Source organism: Pseudonocardia sp. ICBG601, from assembly GCF_020496245.1.
The window spans coordinates 109992-132335 of the sequence record NZ_JAHLJA010000150.1 but is presented as its reverse complement, the minus strand read 5'-3'; the positions used below and the strand labels follow the sequence as shown (position 1 = coordinate 132335).

Here is a 22344-nt window from a genome sequence, read left to right as displayed (position 1 = left end):
CGGATCTCCTTCGGACCGGCGCTCGCGCCACCGGGGGTGGGGTCGTGGGGGTGCCGGGACGTGGTGGGTGGCGTCGTCGCCGGGTCAGCCCCAGGCCGCCGCGGCGTCGGGGTAGTAGTCGGCGAACATCCCCAGGTCGGTGGCCTGGTCGTAGCGGGGGTGGTCGCGCATCCCGGCGAGCTCGAGTCCCTCGGCGAGCCCGTAGTAGCCGGGGTCGCCCTCGGGTGTGCGGGCCGGTCCGGCGGTGCCGTCGACGACCGCGGCGAGGTTGTCGGTGAACGCCCGGTGCGCGGCCTCGACGAGGTCGGACAGCACGTCCTCCAGGACGGCGTCGGGGTCGACCGGGAACCGTGCCTCGGCCAGCACCGGACCGGTGTCGATGCCGGCGTCGATCTCGTGCAGGGTCGCGGCGAAGGTGGTCTCGCCGTGCAGGACGGCGTAGGCCGCCGTCACCGGCGGCAGCCCCCGGTAGGACGGCAGCGGCCCCCCGTGCACGTTGAGCAGCCGCAGCCCCGAGGCCAGCACCTTCTCCCGGAACAGGAACGGGTTGTCGATCGACCACAGCAGACCGTCGGTGCAGCGTGCGGCCAGCTCGCCGGCGAGCTCCTCCAGGTCGTGCCCGCTGTGGACCGTGCGGGCCGACTCGGGGGCGGACCCGGGCGGTGGGGTGGTGCGGGGACCGTGGCAGACGAGGTCGACGGGGTGGCCGTCGGCCCGGGCGTGCCGGACGGCGCGCCACAGCAGGGCGCCGTCGCCGACGAAGATCATCGTTCCTCCTCGATGGATGCGCGGGTGACCCGGCGCAGCGGTCCGAGCAGCAGCCCGGTCGCCGCGGCGACCAGGCCGGTGACGGTGTTGTAGACCCAGAGGGCGTCGCCGTCGCCGACGACGCCGCCGACGGACCCGGCGACGACGGCGCCGATCGCGGCGCCGGTCATGGCCTGGGCGGCGAACAGGCTGTTCACCCGGCCCAGCAGGGCGTCGGGGGTGCGGAGCTGCAGCAGCGTGTACCGCAGCACCTCCTCGATCGCGTTCGTGGCGCCGGCGGCGACCAGCGCGGCGAGCACCAGCGCGACGGTCGGGGCCGCTCCCGCCAGCGCGTAGCAGGCGTAGCAGGCGACCATCAGCACCAGCAGGAGACGACCGGGCCGCGGGCTGCGCCGGACCCAGCCGCTGCCCAGCGAGCCGAGCACGACCCCGGCGGCGAGTGCCGAGTACATGAGGCCGACGACGGTGGGCGAGCCCCCGAAGCGGGCCTCGACGAACGCCGGGACCAGCACGAACGAGCCGCCCCCGATCATCCCGACCAGTCCGGCCACCATCACGCCGGACACCACCGGCTCCCGGACGGCGAACCGGGCGCCCGACCGCAGCGCGGCCAGCGGGCTCTCGGCCGGCTCCGGCGGCCCGTCGGCGACGGCCCGGTCGCCGCCGGCGTCGGCGTTGTCGGTGCCCGTGCCGGTGGGGGTGCCGGGCGGCACCTCCGTCCCGGGCCCGGTGGGCGGCGGGCCGGCCGCGACGGTCCGTCCCCGGCCGGGCGGTGGCGCGACCATCAGCAGCACCCAGGTCGCCGCGGCGGCGAGGGCGCCCGCGGTGTAGTTCCACGCGGCCGAGGCGACCGCGAACACGATGCCCCCGACGGCCGGGGCGACCACCGCGCCGAGGCGCAGCGACACGGTGTTCAGCGCGCCGACCGCGTGCAGCTTCGCCCGGTCCACGATGGACGGGGTCACGGCGAGCATGGCGGTGATGCAGGTGGCGCCGGACAGCCCGTTCGCGGCGACGAGCGCGGCGGTCAGCGGGGTCGAGCCGATCCAGGCGGCGTTCACCGCGAGCCCGGCGAACGTCGTCCCGCTGACCAGCCAGGTAACCCGTACCAGCAGCCAGCGGTCGACCCGGTCGGCGAGGACCCCGCCGCCGAGGTAGCCGACGACGAACGCCGCCGACTCGATCGCGGTCACCATCCCGACGATCGGGGTGGACCCGGTGCGGGCGTACACCTCCAGCGGCACGGTGACCGCGACGATCCCCACCCCGAACAGCAGGACGGTCCGGGCGACGAACAGGTTGCGGAACGTCCGGTCCTCGCGCAGCGGGCTGACGTCGACCAGCAGGGACGCCATCAGCGACGCCCCGCCCAGGTCGTGAGGACCTCGGCCCAGCGGGCCGCGACCCGGTCGACCGTGGCGGCGTCGAGGACACCGGTGGGGTGGCCGAACGTCGTCTCCAGCACGGGGCCCCCGGCGCTGTCGCGCACCAGCACGTCGACGACGAGCGAGTGCCCGGTGCGCACGCCGGGCGCGGGTCCGACCCGCACCGCGTCCTGCTCGGGGGCGAGCTCCCAGCCGCCGCCCGCGGTCCCGGCGGGCCGGGTGGTGCGACCGAGCCAGTTCAGCGCGACCTCCGCTCCCGGCCCGGTGACCCGTGGCGGGCCGTCGGCCGGGTACCGCAGCAGGCCCCAGCCCAGGCCCCGCCCGGGGGGCGCGGCGACGGCGTCGCGGGCCCGGGTGAGCGCCGCGGCCGCGTCGGGCACCTCCGGGCCGGGGGTGCCGTGCACGGGGACCGGGGCGAGCACGGTGAGGCAGCCGACCGTGCGGGCGAGGTCGACGTCGGGTCCGAGCTCCTCGGCGCGGCCGTGGTGCTCCAGGTCGACCAGCACGGGCCCGTCGGGTCCGGTGACGGTGAGGGCCTCGCCGAGCGCGGCGAGCAGCACCGCCTCGGTCCCGGTGCCGTGGTGCCGCGCGAGCGCCGTGACGACGTCGCCGGGGCAGGACGCGGTGGTCTCGCGGACCGTCGCACGGGTGTCCCCGTCGCGCGGGCGCCGCACGGGCAGCGGGGCGGCCGCGTCGAGGACCTCCTGCCAGAACCCGGCCTCGGCGCGGACCTCGGGGCCCGCGCCGTGCGCGTGCAGCCGTGCGGCGAACGCGGCGACGCCGGTGGCCTCGGGTGCCGGTTCGGCCCCGGTGCCGTGGGTGGCGATGTCCTCGGCGAGCACCCGCCACGACGTCCCGTCCACCGCGAGGTGGTGCGCGACGACCGCGAGCCTGCCCGGTGCGGTGCCGCGGTCGAACCAGAGCAGGCGCAGCATCCCGCCGGGTCCGGCGTCGAGCTCGGCGCGGGCGGTGCGGGTCGCGGCGGTGACGGCGCGGGTGAGCGCGTCGTCCCCGGCGGCCGGGTCGACGGGGACCCGCCGGACCAGCGCGGCCGGGTCGGCGTCGCGGCGCGGGAGGATCCGCAGGCCCGTCCAGCGCCCGCCGGCGTCGGTCTCCAGGGCCGAGCGCAGGACCGGGTGCCGGGTGAGCAGAGCGTCGGCCAGCGCGGTGAGGTCGTCGGCGCCGAACCCGGCGGGGGTGGTGACGAGCACCGCCTGCGCCCGGCCGGCGACCGGGCCGCCCAGGGACCCGAGCCAGGACTGGACCGGGGTGAGCGGCGCGGTGCCGGGCTCCCCGGCGGCCGGGGTGGCCGACGGCCCGGCACCGGCCGTGCCTGCCGTGCCTGCCGTGCCGATGGTGCCATCGCCGCCGTCGCCGTCACCGCTGTCGTCGAGCGCCGCCGCGACCGCGGCGACCGTCCCGGCGACGAGCAGGTCCCGCACGCGCAGCTCGATGCCCTCGCGCCGGGCGGTGGTGGCGATGTCGATGGCGCCGAGGCTGTCCCCTCCGAGGCCGAAGAAGTCGTCGTCGATGCCGACCGTGTCGAGCCCGAGGACGTCGGCGACGATCGCGCACAGCCGTTCCTCGAGCGGGGTGCGCGGGGCGCGGGAGGCACGCCGGGCGACCGGGGCGGGCTCGGGCAGTGCGCCGGTGTCGAGCTTGCCGTTGACGGTCAGCGGCAGCGCGTCGACGACCGCCCACAGGGTGGGCACCATGTAGTCGGGCAGCACGCGGGCCACCGCGTCGCGGACCGTCTCCACGTCGGGCTCGCCCACCAGGTAGGCCGCGAGCCGCTTCGTCGTCCCGGTCGTGCGGGTGACGACGGCGGCCTGGGAGACCCCGTCCACCGCGCCCAGCACGGTCTCGACCTCCGCCGGTTCCACCCGGTAGCCGCGGATCTTGAGCTGGTCGTCGCTGCGCCCCAGGAAGTCCAGGTTCCCGTCGCGACGGCGACGCACCAGGTCACCCGTGCGGTACATCCGCTCCCCCGGCGTCCACGGGTCGGCGACGAACCGCTCCGCGGTCGCACCCGGCCGGTCCAGGTAGCCCCGGGCCAGGCCGGTCCCGGCGATGTACAGCTCCCCGACGACGCCGTCGGGCACCGGCCGCAGCCGCCCGTCGAGGACGTGCGCGACGGTGTTCGTGATCGCCGTGCCCACGGTCGACGTGGCGCTGTCGGTGGTGCCCGCCCCGAGGGTGTTGATCGTGTACTCGGTGGGGCCGTACAGGTTGTAGCCCCACGTCCCGTCGGTGTCGCGCAGCCGCGACCACACCGACTCCGGGACCGCCTCCCCACCGAGCAGGACCAGCGGCGGGACGTGTGCCCCGTCGAGGAACCCGGCCGCGAACAGGTGGTGGGCGTAGGTCGGGGTCACGTTCACGACGTCGACGGCGTGCTCGGCGCAGTAGGCCACCAGACGCTCCGCGTCACGGCGCAGCTGCTCGTCGCACACGTGCACCTCGTGCCCCTCCACCAGCCAGAGCAGCTCCTCCCAGGACATGTCGAACGCGAACGACACCGTGTGCGCGATCCGCAGCACCCGCCCACCCGCCGCGTCGATCGTCGGCGCGAAGATCTCCCGACGGTGGTTGACCTGCATGTTCGTGAGCCCGCGGAACGGGGTCACCACACCCTTCGGCTTCCCCGTCGACCCCGACGTGAAGATCACGTACGCGGGGTGGTCCAGCCGGCCCGGGGTGCCGGGCGCGAACGACCCCAGCTCCTCGTCGGTCAGCGGGGTGTCCGGGACACCGTCGAACAGACCGGGCTCGTCCAGGCGCACCTGCTCCACCGCACCGTCGAACCGCGCGGCCACACCCGCGGCCGTCACCAGCAGCGACGCCCCCGAGGCGGCGAGGACCTCGGCCAGCCGCTCGTCGGGGTGGTCCAGCTCCAGCGGCACGTACGCCGCCCCGGCCCGCAGCACCGCGAACAGCGCCACGACGTTGGCCACCGACCGCGGCAGCCCCAGCGCCACGACCGTCTCCGGGCCGGCCCCACGGGAGCGCAGGACGCGGGCCAGCCGGGTGACGCGGGCGTCGAACCCGGCGAAGGTGACGCGCTCGTCGCCGGAGACCAGTGCGGTGCGGTCCGGGCAGGTCACCGCCCGTTCGGCGAGCAGCTCCGCGATCGTGACGTCCGGGACGTCGACGACCGCGGACGCCGCGCGCGCGACCGCGTCGGCCCGGTCGGCCGGGGCGAGGACGTCGATCGACCCGACCGGACGGGCCGGGTCCTCGGCGAAGGCCCGCAGCACCGCGACCATCCGGTCGGCGACGCGCTCCATCGTGGACCGGTCGAACAGGTCCGTGGAGTACTCGACGACGCCGGACAGCAGGTCGGGGGTGTCGGTGAAGTTGAACGACGCGTCGAACTTCGCCGTGCCCGTGCGGACCACGTCGGCGCTCGCGTGCACGCCGTCGAGGCGGGGGGTCAGGGCGTTCGCGTCGCCGCCCAGGCACACCACCATGACCTGGAACAGGGGGCTGCGCCCGGGCGCCCGGTCCGGGGCCAGGGCCGCCACGACGTCGGAGAAGGGCACGTCGGCCCGGTCGTAGGCGTCGAGGTCGGCGCCGCGGACCGCGCGCAGCAGGTCGGCCACGGTGTGGTCCGGGGCCACGTCGGTGCGCAGCGCGAGGGTGTTGAGGAAGTAGCCCACCGCGTCGTCGAGCGCCGGGTCGAAGCGGGTCGAGATCGGGGTGCCGACGACGACGTCGGGTGACCCGGTGTGCCGGGACAGCAGCACCGCGAGCGCGGCGTGCAGCAGCATGAACACGGTGACGTCGTGCGAGCGGGCGAGCCGGTGGAGCTCGGCGGTCAGCTCCGGGCCGACCTCGACCGGCACGGCGTCGCCGGCTCCGGTGGGGGCGGCGGGCCGCGGCCGGTCGACCGGCAGCGTGGTCTCGACCGGGGCGCCGGTCAGCGTGGTCCGCCAGAAGTCCAGCTGCGCCGCGGCGGAGGTGTCCGACCCGTCGGCGAGGCAGGCGCGCTGCCAGGCGGCGAAGTCGGCGTAGCGGACGGCCGGCGCGGGCAGCGACGACGGCGCGTCCGGGCCGGACCGCAGCCGCGCCCGGTAGGCGGTCTGGAGGTCGTCGATGAGGGGGCGCCAGGACCACTCGTCGACGGCGATGTGGTGCAGCACCGCGACCAGGACGTGCTCGTCGGGGCCCAGCTCGAACAGGGTGACGCGGGCCGGGATCTCGCGGGCGAGGTCGAACGGGGTGCGCACCGCGGCCTCGATCCGCGCGTCGAGGGTCTCGTCGTCGATCCGCTCGGTGGTGACCGCCGAGCCGACGGCGTCGAGCTCGAGCACCCGGGCCGTGGTCGCGCCGTCGGGGTAGGTCGTGCGCAGCACCTCGTGGCGTCCGAGGACGTCGAGCCAGGCGGCGCTCAGCGCGCCGGTGTCGAGCGGGCCGTGCAGGCGCAGGACCCCCGGCACGTTGTAGACCGCGCCGGGGCCGCCGACCCGCGACAGCGCGAGCATCTGCCGCTGCCCGGCCGAGATCTCCCGCTCGGGTCCGTCGTGGTGCACGGGCTGCAGGGCCGGGCGCGCGGCGGCGGTGCGGCTGCCGTAGGGGGCGAGCCGGGTGACGGTGCGGGCCTCGAACACGTGCCGGGGCCGGATCCGGATCCCCGCCTTGCGGGCCCGGTTCGCCAGGGCGAGCGCGGAGATGCTGTCCCCGCCGAGGTCGAAGAAGTCGTCGTCGGGGCCGACCCCGTCGACGCCCACCACCTCGGCGACGATCGAGCAGAGGGTCTCCTCCAGGGGTGTGCGCGGTGCGCGGCCGCCGGTGGGGGCGATCGCCGCCGGCTCGGGCAGCGCGGCGATGTCGAGCTTCCCGTTGACGGTCAGCGGGAGCTTCTCGACCACGGCCCAGAGGGTCGGGACCATGTAGTCGGGCAGGGTCCGCGCGACGGCCTCGCGGGCCGCCTCAGGTGTCGCGGTGCCGACGAGGTAGGCCGCGAGGCGCCGCTGGCCGGGGACCTCGGGGTGCGGGCGGGCGACGACGGCGGCCTGGGAGACCCCGTCGGCGGCGCTCAGGGCGGTCTCGATCTCGGCCGGTTCCACCCGGTAGCCGCGGATCTTGAGCTGGTCGTCGCTGCGGCCCAGGAAGTCCAGGTTCCCGTCGGGACGGCGGCGCACCAGGTCGCCGGTGCGGTACATGCGGCGGCCCGGGGTCCACGGGTCGGCGACGAACCGCTCCGCGGTGAGGCCGGGCCGGTCGAGGTAGCCGCGGGCCAGGCCGGTCCCGGCGATGTAGAGCTCGCCGATCACGCCGTCGGGCACCGGGCGCAGCCAGCCGTCGAGGACGTGGGCCGTGGTGTTGGTGATCGCGGTGCCGACGGTGGAGGTCGGGCTGTCGCTGGTGCCCGCGCCGAGGGTGTTGATCGTGTACTCGGTGGGGCCGTACAGGTTGTAGCCCCAGGTGCCGTCGGTGTCGCGTAGCCGGGTCCACACCGACTCCGGGACGGACTCGCCGCCGAGCAGCACGAGCGGCGGGACGTGCGGGCCGTCGAGCAGGCCGGCGGCGAACAGGTGGTGGGCGTAGGTCGGGGTCACGTTCACGACGTCGACGGCGTGCTCGGCGCAGTAGGCCACCAGACGCTCCGCGTCACGGCGCAGCTGCTCGTCGCACACGTGCACCTCGTGCCCCTCCACCAGCCAGAGCAGCTCCTCCCAGGACATGTCGAACGCGAACGACACCGTGTGCGCGATCCGCAGCACCCGCCCACCCGCCGCGTCGATCGTCGGCGCGAAGATCTCCCGACGGTGGTTGACCTGCATGTTCGTGAGCCCGCGGAACGGGGTCACCACACCCTTCGGCTTCCCCGTCGACCCCGACGTGAAGATCACGTACGCGGGGTGGTCGAGGCGGCCCGGGGTGCCGGGCGCGAACGAGCCCAGCTCCTCGTCGGTCAGCGGGGTGTCCGCGACACCGTCGAACAGACCCGGCTCGTCCAGGCGCACCTGCGGGACGGCCCGGTCGAAGCGCGGCGCGACGGTCGAGTCGGTGACCAGCAGCGACGCCCCCGAGGCGGCGAGGATCTCGGCGAGCCGCTCGTCGGGGTGGTCCAGCTCCAGCGGCACGTACGCCGCCCCGGCCCGCAGCACCGCGAACAGCGCCACGACGTTGGCCGTCGAGCGTGGCAGCCCCAGCGCCACGACGGTCTCGGGTCCGGCGCCGCGGGACCGCAGGACCCGCGCGGTGCGGGTGACCTGCGCGTCGAGCTCGGCGAAGCTCAGCCGGGACTCCCCCGCCACCAGCGCGGTGCGCTCCGGGCACCGCGCCGCGCGCTCGGCGAGCAGCTCGGCGATCGTGGCGTCCGGGACCGGGACGGCGGTGTCGTCGGCGTGCGGCGCGACGCCCGGGTCGATCGTGGCCAGCGGCGCGCCGGGAGCGGCGGTGAGGGCGTCGAGCACGGCGACGAAGCGGTCCATCAGCTGCCGGGCCGTGCCGGTGTCGACCGCCTCCGGCCGGTGGTCGACGGTCAGCTCCATGTCGTCGAACGGGTTCACCGCGAACGACAGCGGGAAGTGCGAGTCGTCGAGGGTCTCGACGTCGGCCATCCCGTGCCGCTGCGCGGCCTCGGCGAAGGAGTCCCAGGCGTTGCGCAGCGTGAACAGGGTGTCGAACAGCCGCGGCCGGCCGGTGGCCTGCTGGATCTGCCCCAGCCCGAGGTACTCGTGCGCGACGAGCCCGGCGCGCTCGTCGCCGAGCCGGCGCAGCACGTCGGCGCCGGTGTCGGTGGGGGCGAGCCGGACCCGGACCGGGACCGTGTTGAGGAACAGCCCGACGGCGTGCTCCATCCCGGCGATCTCGTCCGGTGCGACGGCCATCGGGGTGCCGAGCACGACGTCGTCGCCGCCGGTGGCGTGCCCGAGCACGACGCCGAGCGCGGCGATCAGGACGGTGTTGACGGTGACCCCGTGCCCGGCGGCGACGGCCCGGACCCGGTCGGACAGCGGGACCCCGAGCCGGGTCCCGATCCGCGACGACGGCTCGGTGAACGACCGCTGCTCCTCGCCCGCGACCAGGGTGGGGGCCGTGAGGTCGGCGTAGGCGCGCGCCCACACCTCGCGCGAGGTCTTCTCGTCCTGGTCGGCGGTCCAGCGCAGGTAGGCGTCGTAGCCGGGCGCCGCCGGGGGCTCGCCGCCGTCGTGCAGGGTGAGCAGGCGGTCCGCCACGCGCATGGCCGAGGCGCCGTCGAACAGCTGGAAGTGGTTGGTCAGCACCAGCCGGTCCCGGCCGTCGGGCAGGTGCACGAGGAGCAGGCGGAACAGCGGCGGCGCGTCGAGCGGGATCGAGCGCGCCCGCTCGGCCGCGGCGAGCGCACGGGCCTCGTCCACGGATCCGGCGGACCGCTCCCCGACCGGCAGCGCCGGCAGGTGGTCGCGGACGACCTGGACCGGGCGGCCCCGGTCGTCGGTGGTGAACCCGACCCGCAGCAGCGGCGTGGCCGCGACGAGGCGGGCCAGCGCACCCTCCAGCCGCTCCCGGTCCAGGACCCGGTCCAGGGTGAACACGGTCTGCAGGATGTAGACGTCGCTGCCCGCCGTGGCCCCGGCGGTGTCGGCGGTGTCGTAGACGGACTGGAAGTACAGCCCCTCCTGCAGCGGTGACAGCGGCCAGGCGTCGGTCGCGGTGCCGCCGACCCGCTCGCCGAGCGCCGTGACGTCGGCCGGGCCGAGCCCGAGCAGGTCGCGCAGCGGGCGGGTGTCGGCGTGGGCCGCCCGCGGCGCCGTGCCCGCGGCGCGGGCCATCCCGGCCGGGGTCCGGTGGGCGAACACGTGCGCGGTGCGGACGTCGAGCCCGGCCTCGCGCGCGGTCCGCACGACGCGGGTGGCGAGGATGCTGTCGCCGCCGAGGGCGAAGAAGTCGTCGTCCGGGCCGACCCGGCCGGCTCCGAGCACGTGCGCGAACGCTGCGCACAGGGTCCGCTCGGCGTCGTCGGCGGGCTCGCGGTCCGCGGCGGCGGGACCGCCGCCGAAGTCGGGCGCGGGCAGTGCGCGGCGGTCGAGCTTGCCGTTGACGGTCAGCGGCAGCCGGTCCAGGACGACGATCGCGGCGGGGACCATGTAGCCGGGCAGGAGCTCGCCCAGGGCGGTGCGCAGCGCGGCGGGGTCGGCCGCGGCGCCGGGGGCGGGCACGACGTAGCCGACGAGCCGCCGGTCGGCGGCGTCGGTGCCGGTGTGCACCCGGGTGACCGCCTGCGCGATCCCGGGCAGCGCGAGCAGGCCGGTGTCGACCTCACCGAGCTCGACCCGGTAGCCGCGGATCTTCACCTGCTCGTCGGCGCGGCCGGCGAACTCCAGCTCACCGGCCCGGTCGAACCGGGCGAGGTCACCGGAGCGGTAGAGCCGGGTGCCGGGCGGGCCGTCGGGGTCGGCGACGAACCGGACGGCGGTGAGGTCGGGGCGGTCGGCGTAGCCCTGGGCCAGCTGGGCCCCGGCGACGTGGATCTCGCCGACGACACCCGCCGGGACCGGCCGCAGCCGCCGGTCGAGCAGCCGCACCTGCAGCCCTGCGAGGGGGCCACCGACCGGGCTGACCGGCCGGTCGAGGTCCGCGGTGCCGATCTCGCGGTACGTGGTGTGCACGGTGGTCTCGGTGATGCCGTAGAGGTTGGCCAGCACCGGGGCGCCGGGGGTGTGCCGGGCGCACCAGTCCCGCAGCAGCCGCGGTTCGAGGGCCTCCCCGGCGAACACGACGTAGCGCAGGCTGTCGGCGACGGCGGAGCCGGCGGGCTCGGCGAGGGCCAGGGGCCCGAACGCCGAGGGCGTCTGGCTGAGCACGCTGACCCGCTCGGCCGCGATCAGCGCCCAGAGGCGTTCCGGGTCGCGGGCGGTGTCGCCGTCGACGACGACGACCGTCGCGCCGGTGGCGACCGCGCCCCACAGCTCGAACACCGAGACGTCGAAGGCGATCGAGTGGACCAGGGAGAACACGTCGTCGGCGGTGACGTCCATGGTGCCGCCGGGTGCCACGGTCGCCGCCAGCAGCGACAGCACCGCGCGGTGCGGGACCTCGACGCCCTTGGGGCGCCCGGTGGACCCGGAGGTGTAGACGACGTACGCCGGCTGCGCGGCGGGGACGGTGACGGGCCCGGGCAGCGGGGCGAGGTCCGGGGTGACCGCGTCGACGGCGACGACGCGCGGGCCGAGTCCGGTCACGCCCTCCGGGGTCGTGGCGACGGCCAGCAGGCAGTGCGGCCGGGCGTCACCGACGATCAGCGCGAGGCGGCTCGCCGGGGACTCGACGTCCAGCGGCACCGCGGTGGCCCCGGCCAGGGCGACGGCGAGCATCGCGACGACCATGTCGGCGCCGCGCGGGACGCCGACGGCGACCCGGTCCCCCGGGCGGACCCCGTCGGCGACGAGCACGGCGGCGAGCCGCCCGGCGCGGTCGGCGAGGCCGGCCCAGGTCAGCCGCTCCGCCCCCGCGACGAGTGCGGGGGCGTCGGGCCGGGCCGCGACGGTCGCGGTGAACAGCGCGGCGAGGGTGGGCGGAAGACCGTCGGCACCGGTCGGTGCCGGGTCGGGTGCCGGGGCGGGCGGGTCGAGCCGCAGCTGCGAGAGCCGGGTCCCGGGGGCCGAGGCGACCAGCTCCAGCAGACGCTCCAGCCGTGCGAGGACCGCCTCGATCGTCGTGGCGTCGTACAGCTCGGTGGCGTACTCGACGATCACGCCGAGCCGCGGGTCGCCCGCGTCGGTGACGGACTCGTGGAAGGCGAAGGTCGCGTCGAACTTCGCCGAGCCGGTGCCGGTGCGCCGGGCCGTGGTGACGGCGCCGTCGAGGTCGAGCTCGCTGCGGTCGGGGTCGGTGCGCAGGTAGAGCAGCTCCACCTGGAACAGCGGCGAGGCCGCGCCCCGCTCGGGGGCGACCCGGTCGACGACTCTGTCGAAACCGACGTCGGTGTGCTCCATCGCGGCCAGGTCCGCGGTGCGTGCCCGGTCCAGGACCTCGGCCAGGGTCGGGTCGCCGTGCAGGTCCAGCCGCAGCGCGAGGGTGGTCAGCGCGAACCCGACGACGTCCTCGGCGCCCGCGTGCCGCCGCGCCGAGACCGGGGTGCCGACGACGACGGCGTCACCGGCGTCGTCGCCGGGGTCGCGGTCGGCGTCGGCGTGCGCCTCGAGGAGCACGGCCAGCGCGCCGTGCAGCAGCATGAACATGCTGGTCCCGTGCCGCTGGGCGGCGGCGCCGAGCGCCGCGGCCAGCTCGGGGCCGAACTCCGTGCGGACCTCGGCGCCGCGTCCGCCGGGCGCCTCGGGCCGGGGCCGGTCGGTGGGGAGCGTGGTGACCGGCGGCGCGCCGGTCAGCCGGTCGGCCCAGAACTCCAGCTGGCGCCGGGCGCGGTCGGTCGGCTCCTGCGGGGTCCCGACGAGCCCGGCCTGCCAGGCGGCGACGTCGCCGTGGCGCAGCGGCGGTGCGGGCAGGGCGGGGGTGTTCCCGGCGCGGCGGGCGGCGTAGGCGGTGCCGAGGTCGGCGAGCAGGACCCGCAGGGACCACTCGTCGACGGCGATGTGGTGGCACACGAGCCCGATGCGGTGGCGGTCGGCGGCGGTGCGGACGACCTCGGCGCGGACCGGGGCCTCGCGCTCCAGGTCGAAGCGGTGCCCGACGAGCGCGGCGAGCGTCGCGTCGGCGCCCGCCTCGTCGCGGGCACCCGTCCCGACGTGCACCGGCAGCTCACCGGCCGGGTGGACGTGCACGGTCACCGTGCCGTCGGCGGTCTCGCCGTAGGTGGTGCGCAGCGCCTCGTGCCGGGCGACGACGTCGTGCAGCGCCGCGCGGAACGCCCCGGCGTCGAACGGGCCGTCGACGGTCCACTCGCGGGGGACGTTGTAGGCCGCGCCGGGGCCCTGCATCCGGTACAGCGTCCACATCGGATGCTGGGCGGGCGCGAGGACCGCGGGTGCGGTGTCCGGGCGGCGGACCGGGCCGTCGGCCGTCGCCGGGTCCCGGTCCTCGGTCCCGGCGGGGTCGAGGTCGGCGACCAGCGCGGCGAGACCGGCGACGGTCGGGTGGGCGAAGACGTCGGGCACCGTGACCGGGGCGCCGAGCCGGGCCTGCACCCGGTTGGCCAGCCGCAGCGCGGACAGCGAGTGCCCGCCGAGGGCGAAGAAGTCGTCGTCGACGCCGATGCCGGTGCGGTCGAGGAGCTCGGAGAACAGCGCGCACAGCGCGCGTTCGCGGTCGTCGCCGGGCGGCCGCGAGCCGGCGTGGACGCGGCCGGGCACCGGCAGCGCCCGCTTGTCGATCTTGCCGCCGGGGGTGCGCGGCAGCTCCGGGAGCACGACGACCGCGGCCGGCACGAACTGCGACGGCAGCCGCTGCGCCACGGCAGCGCGCAGGTCCTCGCCCACGGGCTCGTCGGCGTCGTCGGCGGGGACGACGTAGGCGACCAGGGACGGTCCGTCGCCGACCGTGCGGGCGACGACCACGGCCGAGCGCACGCCCGGCTGCGCGACGAGGACGGCCTCCACCTCGCCGGGTTCGACGCGCACGCCGCGCACGGTGACCTGGTCGTCGGCGCGGCCGAGCAGCTCGAACCGGCCGTCGGGCAGGCGGCGGGCGAGGTCACCGGTGCGGTAGAGCCGGGCACCGGGCACCGCGGGGTCGGCGACGAACCGGGCGGCGGTCTCGGCGGGCCGTCCGGCGTAGCCGCGGGCCACCTGCTCACCGCCGACGTAGAGCTCGCCGACGACGCCGTCGGGCACCGGGGCCAGGAACCGGTCGAGCAGCACGACGGTGCTGCCGGGCACCACGCGTCCGGCGGTGACGCGCTCGTCGCCGTCGACCTCGCCGGCGAGCACGTCACCGGCGACCTCGGAGGAGCCGTAGGAGTTCACGACGGCCGAGCCGGGCGCCCACGCCCGCGCGGCCGCAACGGCCGTGGCGGTCAGGGGCTCGCCGGAGCAGACCCAGCGGCGCACCGCGACCGGGCCGGGGGTCTCGGCGAGCACCGACACCAGCGACGGGACGGCGGTGACCTGCGCGACCGGCTCGGTGCGCAGCAGCCGGGCCAGCGCCTCCGGCTCGGTCGCGGTGGCGTCGTCGGCGACGAGCACCCGGGCCCCACCGGACAGTGCGGCGAGCAGCTCGGTGACCCCGTCGATGAAGGCGATCGAGCTCTTGGCGACCCGGACGTCGCCGGGCTCCACCGGCCAGGCGCGGTCCGCCCAGTCCAGCCGCCGGGCCAGGCCGCGGTGCGTGCCGAGCACGCCCTTCGGCACACCGGTCGAGCCGGAGGTGTAGACGAGGTAGGCGGCCTGCTCGGGACGCGGCCGGTCGAACGGCCGGTCCGGGGCCGGGCCCGCCGACAGGTCCGCGACGGTCGCCGTGGCCGCACCGGTCGCGGCGACGGCTGCGGTGGCGGCTGCGGTGACGGCACTGTCGGTGATCACCAGGGCGGGCGCGGAGTCGGTGAGCACGTGCCGGATCCGTGCGGCCGGGTAGCCGGGGTCCACCGGCACGAGGACGGCGCCGGCGCGCAGCACACCGAGCACCGCGGCGGCCAGGCCGGTGGTGCGGGGCAGCAGCACGGCGACCCGGTCCTCCGGGCCGATGCCGCGCGCCCGCAGCGTGGCGGCGACGCGGTCGGCGGCGTCGTCGAGCTCGGCGACGGTGACCTCCACCGGCGCACGGCCGGGGGCGGGCGCGCCGACCAGGGCCACCTCGGCGGCGCGGGCGGCGGCGTCCGGGCCGAGCGCGTCCGCCGGGGTCCAGCGGGGCCCGCCGTCGGTGCCGGTGACCGACCGGTGCACCGGGCGGGTGGTGAAGATGTCGGCGAGCCGGCGGTCAGGGTCGTCCCCGGCGTCCTCGAGCAGCGCCTCCAGGTCGGCCAGCAGGGTCGACACCGCGTCCGCGGTGAGGTGCGCCGCGGCGTAGGTGGCCTCGACGTCGAAGCCGTCGTCGGTGAGGAACACCTCCAGCGCCAGCGGGTGCTGGGCGGTGCCGTTGTCGGTGCGCAGCCAGCTCGTGGTGGCGCCGGGCAGCTGCGGGCCGTGCAGCTTCTGGGTGAGGAACAGCAGCTGGGCCTCGAACAGCGAGCGGGCCTGTCCGGACGCCGACGGGTTCAGCAGCTCGACGAGCCGGTCGTAGGGGAAGCCCTGGTGCCCGAACCCGTCGGCCGCCACGGCCGCGACCCGGCCGGTGAGCGACCGGACGGTGTCGTCGGGTCGCACGGCCGAGCGCAGCACCACCAGGTTGCCGAAGTTGCCGACGAGCTCGGTGACCCCGCTGTCCTCGCGGTTGACCACGGCGGTGCCGACGGCGACGTCGCCGGTCCCGGCGAACCGGCTCAGCACGGCGCTGTAGCAGGCGAGCACCACCGTGTACGGCGTCGTGCCCAGCTGCGCGGACAGCTCCCGCACGGCCAGGGCGGCGGCCGGGGAGAAGCGCCGGTCCACCCGTCCCCCCGCCTCGACGCCCGCCGCCGGGTCCTCGGCGGGCAACCGGTCGAACAGCGCGGGCACCGGCTCGGCGAGCCGCTCCCGCCAGAACGCCGCGTCGGCCCCGGCGCCCCCGTCGCCGCCGGCCCACGCCCGCTGCTCGGCGTCGGCGAAGTCCGCGACCTGACGCGGCGGCGGGGTCGTGGTCACGTCCCCGGCCTGCGCCTGCCGGTAGGCGCGCTCCAGGTCGCGGGAGATCACGGCGAAGGTGAGGCCGTCCCAGGCGATGTGGTGGACCTGCAGCAGCACCGTCGTGCGCGCCGGGCCCTCCCGGACCACCGCCACCCGCAGCGCGGAGTCCACGGCGAGGTCGTAGGGCCGCGACGCCCGCTCGCGGGCCAGCTCGCGGACCCACGCGCGACGCGCGGCGGCGTCGGTCCCGGGCGCGTCGAGGACCTCCCAGACGAGGCCGAGAGTGTCGTGCACCCGCTGGAACGGGTCGCCGTCGTCGCCGGCGTGGTAGGTCGTGCGCAGCACCTCGTGCCGGGCCACCAGCGCGTCGAAGGCCGCCCGCAGGGCCCGCTCGTCGAGGTCGCCGTCGACGGTCAGCTCGATGCACAGGTTGAACGCGGTGCTGCCCGGCACGATCTGGTGGTGCAGCCACATCCGCCGCTGCGCGAACGACAGCGGGAACTCGGTCCGACCGGCCCGGCGCGGCGCGGCGGCGGGGTCGCTGCGGCGCAGGCCGGCCTCGGCCAGGCGCCGGGCGATCAGGGCGCGCTTGCGCTCGTCGAGACTGGTCATGGTGGTGGCCTCCGGTGTCCCGGGCGGGACGGATGGGTGCGGTCGTGCGGGTACGGGGCGGCGGGGCTCAGCCGCGCGGGCGGTGGCTCACCGGTCGGCCAGCGCCCGGTCGACGTCGTCCTCGGCGAGCGACTCGATCTCGTCGACGACCTCGGCGACGGCGTCGACACGCTCGGGCTCCTGCGCGCGCAGGGCCCGGCACAGCTCCCGCACCGTCGGGTGGGCGAACACCGTGCGCGCGGAGACGGCGTCGGTGTCGAGCAGCTCCCGCAGCTGCGAGACGATCACCGTGACCAGCACCGAGTCCCCGCCGAGGGCGAACAGCGGCGTCTCGACGCCGACCGGACCGTCGTGGTCGAGCACCTCGGCCCACACCCGGGCCACCACCCGCTCCAGCGCGGAGCCGGGCTCGACCCGGTCCGCGCCGGCCGCCACCCGCTCGGCGACGGCGGCCCGCACGGCCCGGCGGTCGATCTTCCCGTTCGTGGTCAGCGGCACCCGGTCCAGCGCGACGACGGCCCGCGGGACCATGTGCGGCGGCAGCGCGTCCGGGAGCGCGGCCGCGACGGCGTCGGGGTCGGCGGTGCCGTGCACGGCGACCGCGAGCACCGCGTCGCCGACGACGACGGCGACCGCGCGGGCGACCCCGTCGACCGCGGCGGTGGCGGCCTCCACCTCCCCCAGCTCGACCCGGAAGCCGTTGAGCTTGACCTGGTCGTCGCGGCGGCCGAGGAACTCCACGGTGCCGTCGGCCCGGTAGCGGGCGAGGTCCCCGGTGCGGTACCAGCGCCGCCCGTCGAGGGTCAGGAAGCGGTCCGCGGAGCGGTCCGGGTCACCGCGGTAGCCGTGCGCCACCCCGGCGCCGCCGATCCACAGCTCGCCGGGCACGTGGTCGGGGGCGTCGCGGCCGAGGTGGTCGACGACGCGCAGCGCGACCCCGTCGAGCGGGGTGCCGTAGGGGACGCACCGCCAGTCCGGGTCGACGGCGCCGGGGCCGTCGCCGACCTCGGTGACGGTGGAGTGGATCGCGGTCTCGGTCGTCCCGCCGAGCCCGGCGAAGCCGCAGCCGGGCACCCGCTCACGCAGCCGCCCGGGGAGGTCGGTGCCCACCCGGTCACCGCCGAGCAGGACCTGGCGCAGGGTGGGGCCGAGGTCGTGCCCGGTGGACAGCAGCGCGTCGAGCAGCGCGGGCACACAGTTGAGGATCGTGACGCCGTGCTCGCGGACCGCGCCCGCCCAGTGGTCGGGGTCGCGCTGGGCGCCCTCGGGCAGGACGACGACGGCGCCGCCGGTCCCGAGCACCGCGAACAGGTCGAACACCGACAGGTCGAAGTCGAGCGCGGAGACGGCGAGGGTGCGGTCGCCGCTGCCGATCCGGTAGCGGCGGACCAGGTCGTCGAGGGTGGCGACGGCGGCCCGGTGCGGGACCTCGACGCCCTTCGGCTCGCCGGTGGAGCCGGAGGTGAACAGCAGGTAGGCGACCTGTTCCGGGTCGGGGGCGGCCGCCTCGGGCAGCGGCGCGTGCGCCAGGAGCTCGGCGAGGGTGACGCGGTCCTCCCCCGGCTCGGCGGTGATCGCCCACCGGTGCCCGGAGACCGCCCGGATCCGCTCGACCCGGGCGGGCGGCTGCTCGACGCCCAGCGGCACGTAGGTGCCGCCGGCGGCGAGCACCCCGAGCACCGCGACGACCTGCTCCGGTCCGCGGGGCAGCGTCACCGCGACCGGCTCGCCCGGTGCGACGCCGCGCTCGCGGAGCCCGGCCGCCACCCGCAGCGCCCGGTCGGCCAGCTCGGCGTGGCCCAGCACCCCGGAGCCGGCGACGACGGCGGGGGCGTCCCCGCGGGCGGCGGCGCCGGTGAAGAAGTCGTGGTGCAGCGGCCGCGCCGGCGGCAGGCCGGCGGTGGTGTTGACGCGCTCGCGCACGGCGAGCTGGTCGGCGGGCAGCAGCGCCGGGACGGGCACGGACCAGGTCCGGTCCTGCCCCAGGCCGCGCACGAGCCGGCTGAACGCGGCGAACATGGCCTCGCCGACGCCGTCGGGCAGCAGGTCCGCGCGGACGTCCCAGTTGACCAGGATCTGCCCGCCGACCTCGGTGATCTGCGCGTCCAGCAGGACCTGCGGCCCCTGCGAGATCATCCACACCGGGTCGCCGAACAGCGCCCGCGCCCGCTCGTCGAACAGCTCGCCGAGGTTCAGCCCGCTGGTGAACACCACCGGCGCCAGGACCTGCTCGCCCGCGCGGCGGCCGAGGTCGCGCAGCACCTCCACGCCGGAGAACGCGGCGTGCTCGGCGTCGGAGTGCAGCCGGTGCTGGACGGCGCGCGCCCGCTCCAGGAAGGTCGCGGGCGTCGTGAGGTCGACCTCGAGCAGCACCGACCCCGTGAAGTCGCCGACGACCCGGTCGATCTCGGGGTGCACCGGATCGCGGTCGAACAGCGGGACGTTCACCACGAACCGCGGCTGCGCGCTCCACGCGCCGACGACCTCGGCGTAGGCGGTGGCGATGACGGCGGCGGCGGTCAGACCGTGGCGGCGGCACGCCGCGAACACCGCGTCCCGCTCGTCGCCGGCCAGGGTGAACGCGAGCCGCTGCGCGCGCGGGCGGCCGGTGCCGTACTCGAGCGCCGGCAGCTCAGGCGCGCCGGGCAGCTCCGCGGCGCGCCCCTCCCAGTAAGCACGGGCGGCGTCGGAGGCGGCCCGCCGGGCACCCGGCCTGGCCTGCAGGTACTCCCGGTAGGTGACGCCGATCGGCTCGGTCTCGGGCGCGTCGAGGCCCTTCTCGTAGCAGCGGGCCAGGTCGGCGAGCAGCACCCGGAAGCTGACGGCGTCGGCGGCGACCATGTCGACGTCGACGTGCAGCCGGGCACCGTCGGGCAGGAGGCTCACCGCGACCCGGAACACCTCGCCGCGCTCGATCGCGAGCATCTCGTGCGACATCGCGTCCCGGGTCGCGGCCAGGCGCTCGGCGCGCTCGGCGTCGCCCACCGTGCGCAGGTCGTGCACGGTGGGCGCGCCCTGGCCGGTGGCGGGGAGGATCTCCTGGCGGCCGTTGTCGGTGATGCGGGCGCGCAGCATCGGGTGCCGGTCGACGAGCCGGCGCAGGGCGGCGGCCAGCCGGTCGGGGTCGAGACCGGGGCCGTCGAACTCCAGGTACAGGTGCGGAGCCACCCCGCCCAGGGGCTGGGCCGGGTCGCGGCCCGCCCAGTACGCGTGCTGGAGCAGGGCCAGCCCGAACTCGGCGGCCCCGTCGGTCGCGGCGGGCTGCCCGGCCCCGGTGGCCCCCTCGTCGGGGCCGTCCGTCGCCGGGGCGGCGTCGGGACGGCGGGCCAGCAGCGCGGCCCACGCCGCGACGGTCGGGCGGGCGGCGAGGTCGCCGAACCCCACGTCGAACCCGTCGTCGCGCCAGCGCGAGACCAGGCGCATGAGCGCGATGGACTGCAGGCCGAGCTCGAACAGGTCGTCGTCGTCGCCGACGTCCTCGGGCTCCTCGTCGACGAGGCCGGCGATCAGCTCACGGAGCTCGTCGGTGGACACGGGGCTCATCAGGGGTGCTCCTCCTGCGCGGTTCGGGGCGGACGCTCAGCGACCGGCGAGCTGGTCGAGGGCCCCGGGCACCGGCGCGGCGGGGTCGGTGTCGAGCTCGACGATCCGGTTGTGGGCGTCGACGTGGACGACGCGCGGCACGTGGTCGGCCACGGCGGACTGCGGGACCTGCTGGTAGGCGACGATGATCGTGAGGTCGCCGGGGTGCACGAGGTGTGCCGCGGCCCCGTTGACCCCGATCACGCCGGTGCCGCGCTCACCGGTGATGACGTAGGTCTCGAGACGGTTGCCGTTGTCGATGTCGAGGACCTGGACCTTCTCGCCCTCGACCAGCCCGGCTGCGTCCATGAGGTCCTCGTCGACGGTCAGCGAACCGACGTAGTGCAGGTCGGCCTGGGTGACCGTGGCGCGGTGGATCTTGCCGCTGAGCAGCGTGCGGTACACCTGCGGGACGACATCGGCGACGCCGGACATGGGGGTTCCTTCCGTTTCGGGGGTTCGGGGTGGGCCGGTCAGCCGGTGCGGTCGACCAGGCTGCGCGGACGCAGGTCGGTCCAGTGCTGCTCGACGTGCGCGAGGCAGGACGCGCGGTCGGCCGGACCGTGCGCGATCTGCCAGCCCGCGGGGACGGCGGCGAACGCGGGCCACAGGGAGTACTGGCCCTCGTCGTTGACCAGGGCGTGGAACGTCCCGGTCTCGTCGTCGAACGGGTTCTCGGACATGGCTGTCTCCTCGGTCGTCCGGTCGGGTCGGGTCAGCGCGCGGCGCGGCCGGCGGGACGCGGGCGGCCACTCCCGGTATCACGCAGAGTGATCAGATCCGTGGGGCGTGAGACCTGCCCCGTGGCGTCCCCGAGGGGCGTGCCGCGGTGCCACCCGACCGGGTCCCGGCGCTCGACGACGCCGCCGGTCACCCGACCGGCACCGGTCACCGACCGGTCGTGCACGGGCGGTGCGATGGCGACGCCCGGGTCGGCCGATCCGGACCCGACGCCCAGGACGTGGAGGATCTCCTGGTCGGTACGGGTTCGCACGCCCACGGGGTCGGCCATCACGGTCCTTCGCACAAGGTCGGCTGCACTTCTCTAAGGCGAGGCTAACTTCAGCACGAGGATCACCGTCCCGCCTAGAGAGTGACATCACCCAAAAACCCCACACCGCCCGAAACCCCAGGTCGGAGCCCCGTTCCGGAGACGCTGTCACTCTTTCGAGTGACACTACCCAGCGTTAGCGTTAGGTCATTGCGGTGCGCCGGACCCCGGGCCCTCCCACCCCGTTCGGCGGGACCCCGGGCCCGCGGACGCACCCTCTGCACACGACGGCGGCCGGCACCGGGACACCGGCGCCGGCCGCTGGGGACGGACGAGGACCACTCCGGACTACTTCGACACGGCCTCCGACAGGCGGGGGGCGATCCGGTCGACGATCCACGGGATCGACAGCGGCGAGGGGTTGCGCAGCCCGATGAACTCGTCGTAGTCGTAGTTCACGACGGCCCCGCGCTGCACCACCGGCAGCCGCTCGAACAGCGGGTTCTGCTCGAGCGTCCTGCGTGCCTCCGCGTCGCCGCCGTCGAACAGGACGAGGGCGCCCGCGTCGAGCGAGGCGATCTGCTCGGAGGAGATCTGCACGCCGAACGACTCCCCCTTCGGCAGCGCGAGGATCTGCGGCGACAGCGACAGCCCCAGCGCCGTGGGCACCGAGTTCATCGCGTCGTCCGGGTCACGCAGCGCGGTCACCGCGCCGGGCTGCACGAAGCCGAAGGTGTAGGTGGCGCCCTGCAGGGCCGGGTGCGCCGCCCGCGTCTCGTCGAGCGTGGTCTGCACCCGGCCGATGACCTGCTCGGCGTCGGCCGGTCGGCCGAGCGCCGTCGCGAGCTGCGTCGTCATCTCCTGCCAGGTGTCCTGGGCCGGGCCCTTCTGGTAGCCGATCGTCGGCGCGATGGCACTGAGCTGCGGGTAGGACTTCTCCAGGGCGAAGTAGCCCGGAGCGAAGATCAGGTCCGGCTTCAGGGCCGCGACCTGCTCGATGTCCACCTCGGTGGCCTCGCCGGTCACGGGGAGCACCTCGACGTCCGAGACCCCCTGGGCCTGCGACGTCCACGGGGAGAGACCGGACTCGCTACCGCTGGAGGACGCTCCGACGACGGGTGCGTCGAGGGCCAGCGCGACGTCGAACCCGGTGGGTCCGAGGGCCACGATCCGCGCGACGCCCGGCGGCACCGTCGTGGTGCCGAGTGCGTGGGTGACCGCGACCGAGCCCTGGGCGGTGTCGGGGGCACCGGAGGGCTCGCTGCCGCAGGCGACGGTCCCGAACAGCAGTGCGCCGCACACGGCGGCACCGAGGAAGACCCGGCGACTTAAGTTAGGCATACCTCCTAAACTACGCAGGAAGGATTCCCCGGGGAAGATCCGCGGCGGCATCGGTACGGTGCCGCGCCCGTCACACAGG

8 protein-coding genes are annotated in these 22344 nt (G+C 76.4%); all 8 read right to left on the bottom strand.

Annotated features, from left to right (window positions below; all coding sequences use genetic code 11):
• Positions 1 to 84: 84 nt before the first annotated feature.
• The 8 genes from KPL57_RS46290 to KPL57_RS46255 all read right to left on the bottom strand — a co-directional run bounded on the left by KPL57_RS46290 (position 85) and on the right by KPL57_RS46255 (position 22265).
• Positions 85 to 768 carry a formyltransferase family protein gene (locus tag KPL57_RS46290; protein ID WP_226356813.1) on the bottom strand — a complete coding sequence of 228 codons (684 nt, stop codon included), beginning with the start codon at positions 766 to 768 and terminating at the stop codon, positions 85 to 87.
• Positions 765 to 2123 (bottom strand): MFS transporter, encoded by a 1359-nt coding sequence (locus KPL57_RS46285; protein ID WP_226356812.1) that lies wholly within the window; start codon positions 2121 to 2123, stop codon positions 765 to 767. The genes KPL57_RS46290 and KPL57_RS46285 overlap by 4 nt, the downstream gene beginning before the upstream one ends.
• Complete coding sequence (locus tag KPL57_RS46280; protein WP_226356811.1) at positions 2123 to 16351, bottom strand: non-ribosomal peptide synthetase; 14229 nt, start codon at positions 16349 to 16351, stop codon at positions 2123 to 2125. Before KPL57_RS46280 ends, KPL57_RS46285 begins: the two co-directional genes overlap by 1 nt.
• An 87-nt stretch (positions 16352 to 16438) precedes the next feature.
• Positions 16439 to 19894: a non-ribosomal peptide synthetase gene (locus KPL57_RS46275; protein WP_226356810.1), complete on the bottom strand. Its 3456-nt coding sequence runs from the start codon at positions 19892 to 19894 to the stop codon at positions 16439 to 16441.
• Between the two features lie 36 nt (positions 19895 to 19930).
• A complete protein-coding gene (panD, locus tag KPL57_RS46270; RefSeq protein WP_178375031.1) occupies positions 19931 to 20338 on the bottom strand; it encodes an aspartate 1-decarboxylase in 408 nt (135 codons plus the stop codon).
• A gap of 68 nt (positions 20339 to 20406) precedes the next feature.
• Positions 20407 to 20616 carry an MbtH family protein gene (locus KPL57_RS46265; RefSeq protein ID WP_226356809.1) on the bottom strand — a complete coding sequence of 70 codons (210 nt, stop codon included), beginning with the start codon at positions 20614 to 20616 and terminating at the stop codon, positions 20407 to 20409.
• Between the two features lie 32 nt (positions 20617 to 20648).
• Complete coding sequence (locus KPL57_RS72960) at positions 20649 to 20945, bottom strand: SidA/IucD/PvdA family monooxygenase (protein ID WP_226356808.1); 297 nt, start codon at positions 20943 to 20945, stop codon at positions 20649 to 20651.
• A 327-nt stretch (positions 20946 to 21272) separates the two neighbouring features.
• On the bottom strand, positions 21273 to 22265 hold the full coding sequence (locus KPL57_RS46255) for an iron-siderophore ABC transporter substrate-binding protein (RefSeq protein WP_226356807.1): 993 nt from the start codon (positions 22263 to 22265) through the stop codon (positions 21273 to 21275).
• Positions 22266 to 22344 lie beyond the last annotated feature (79 nt).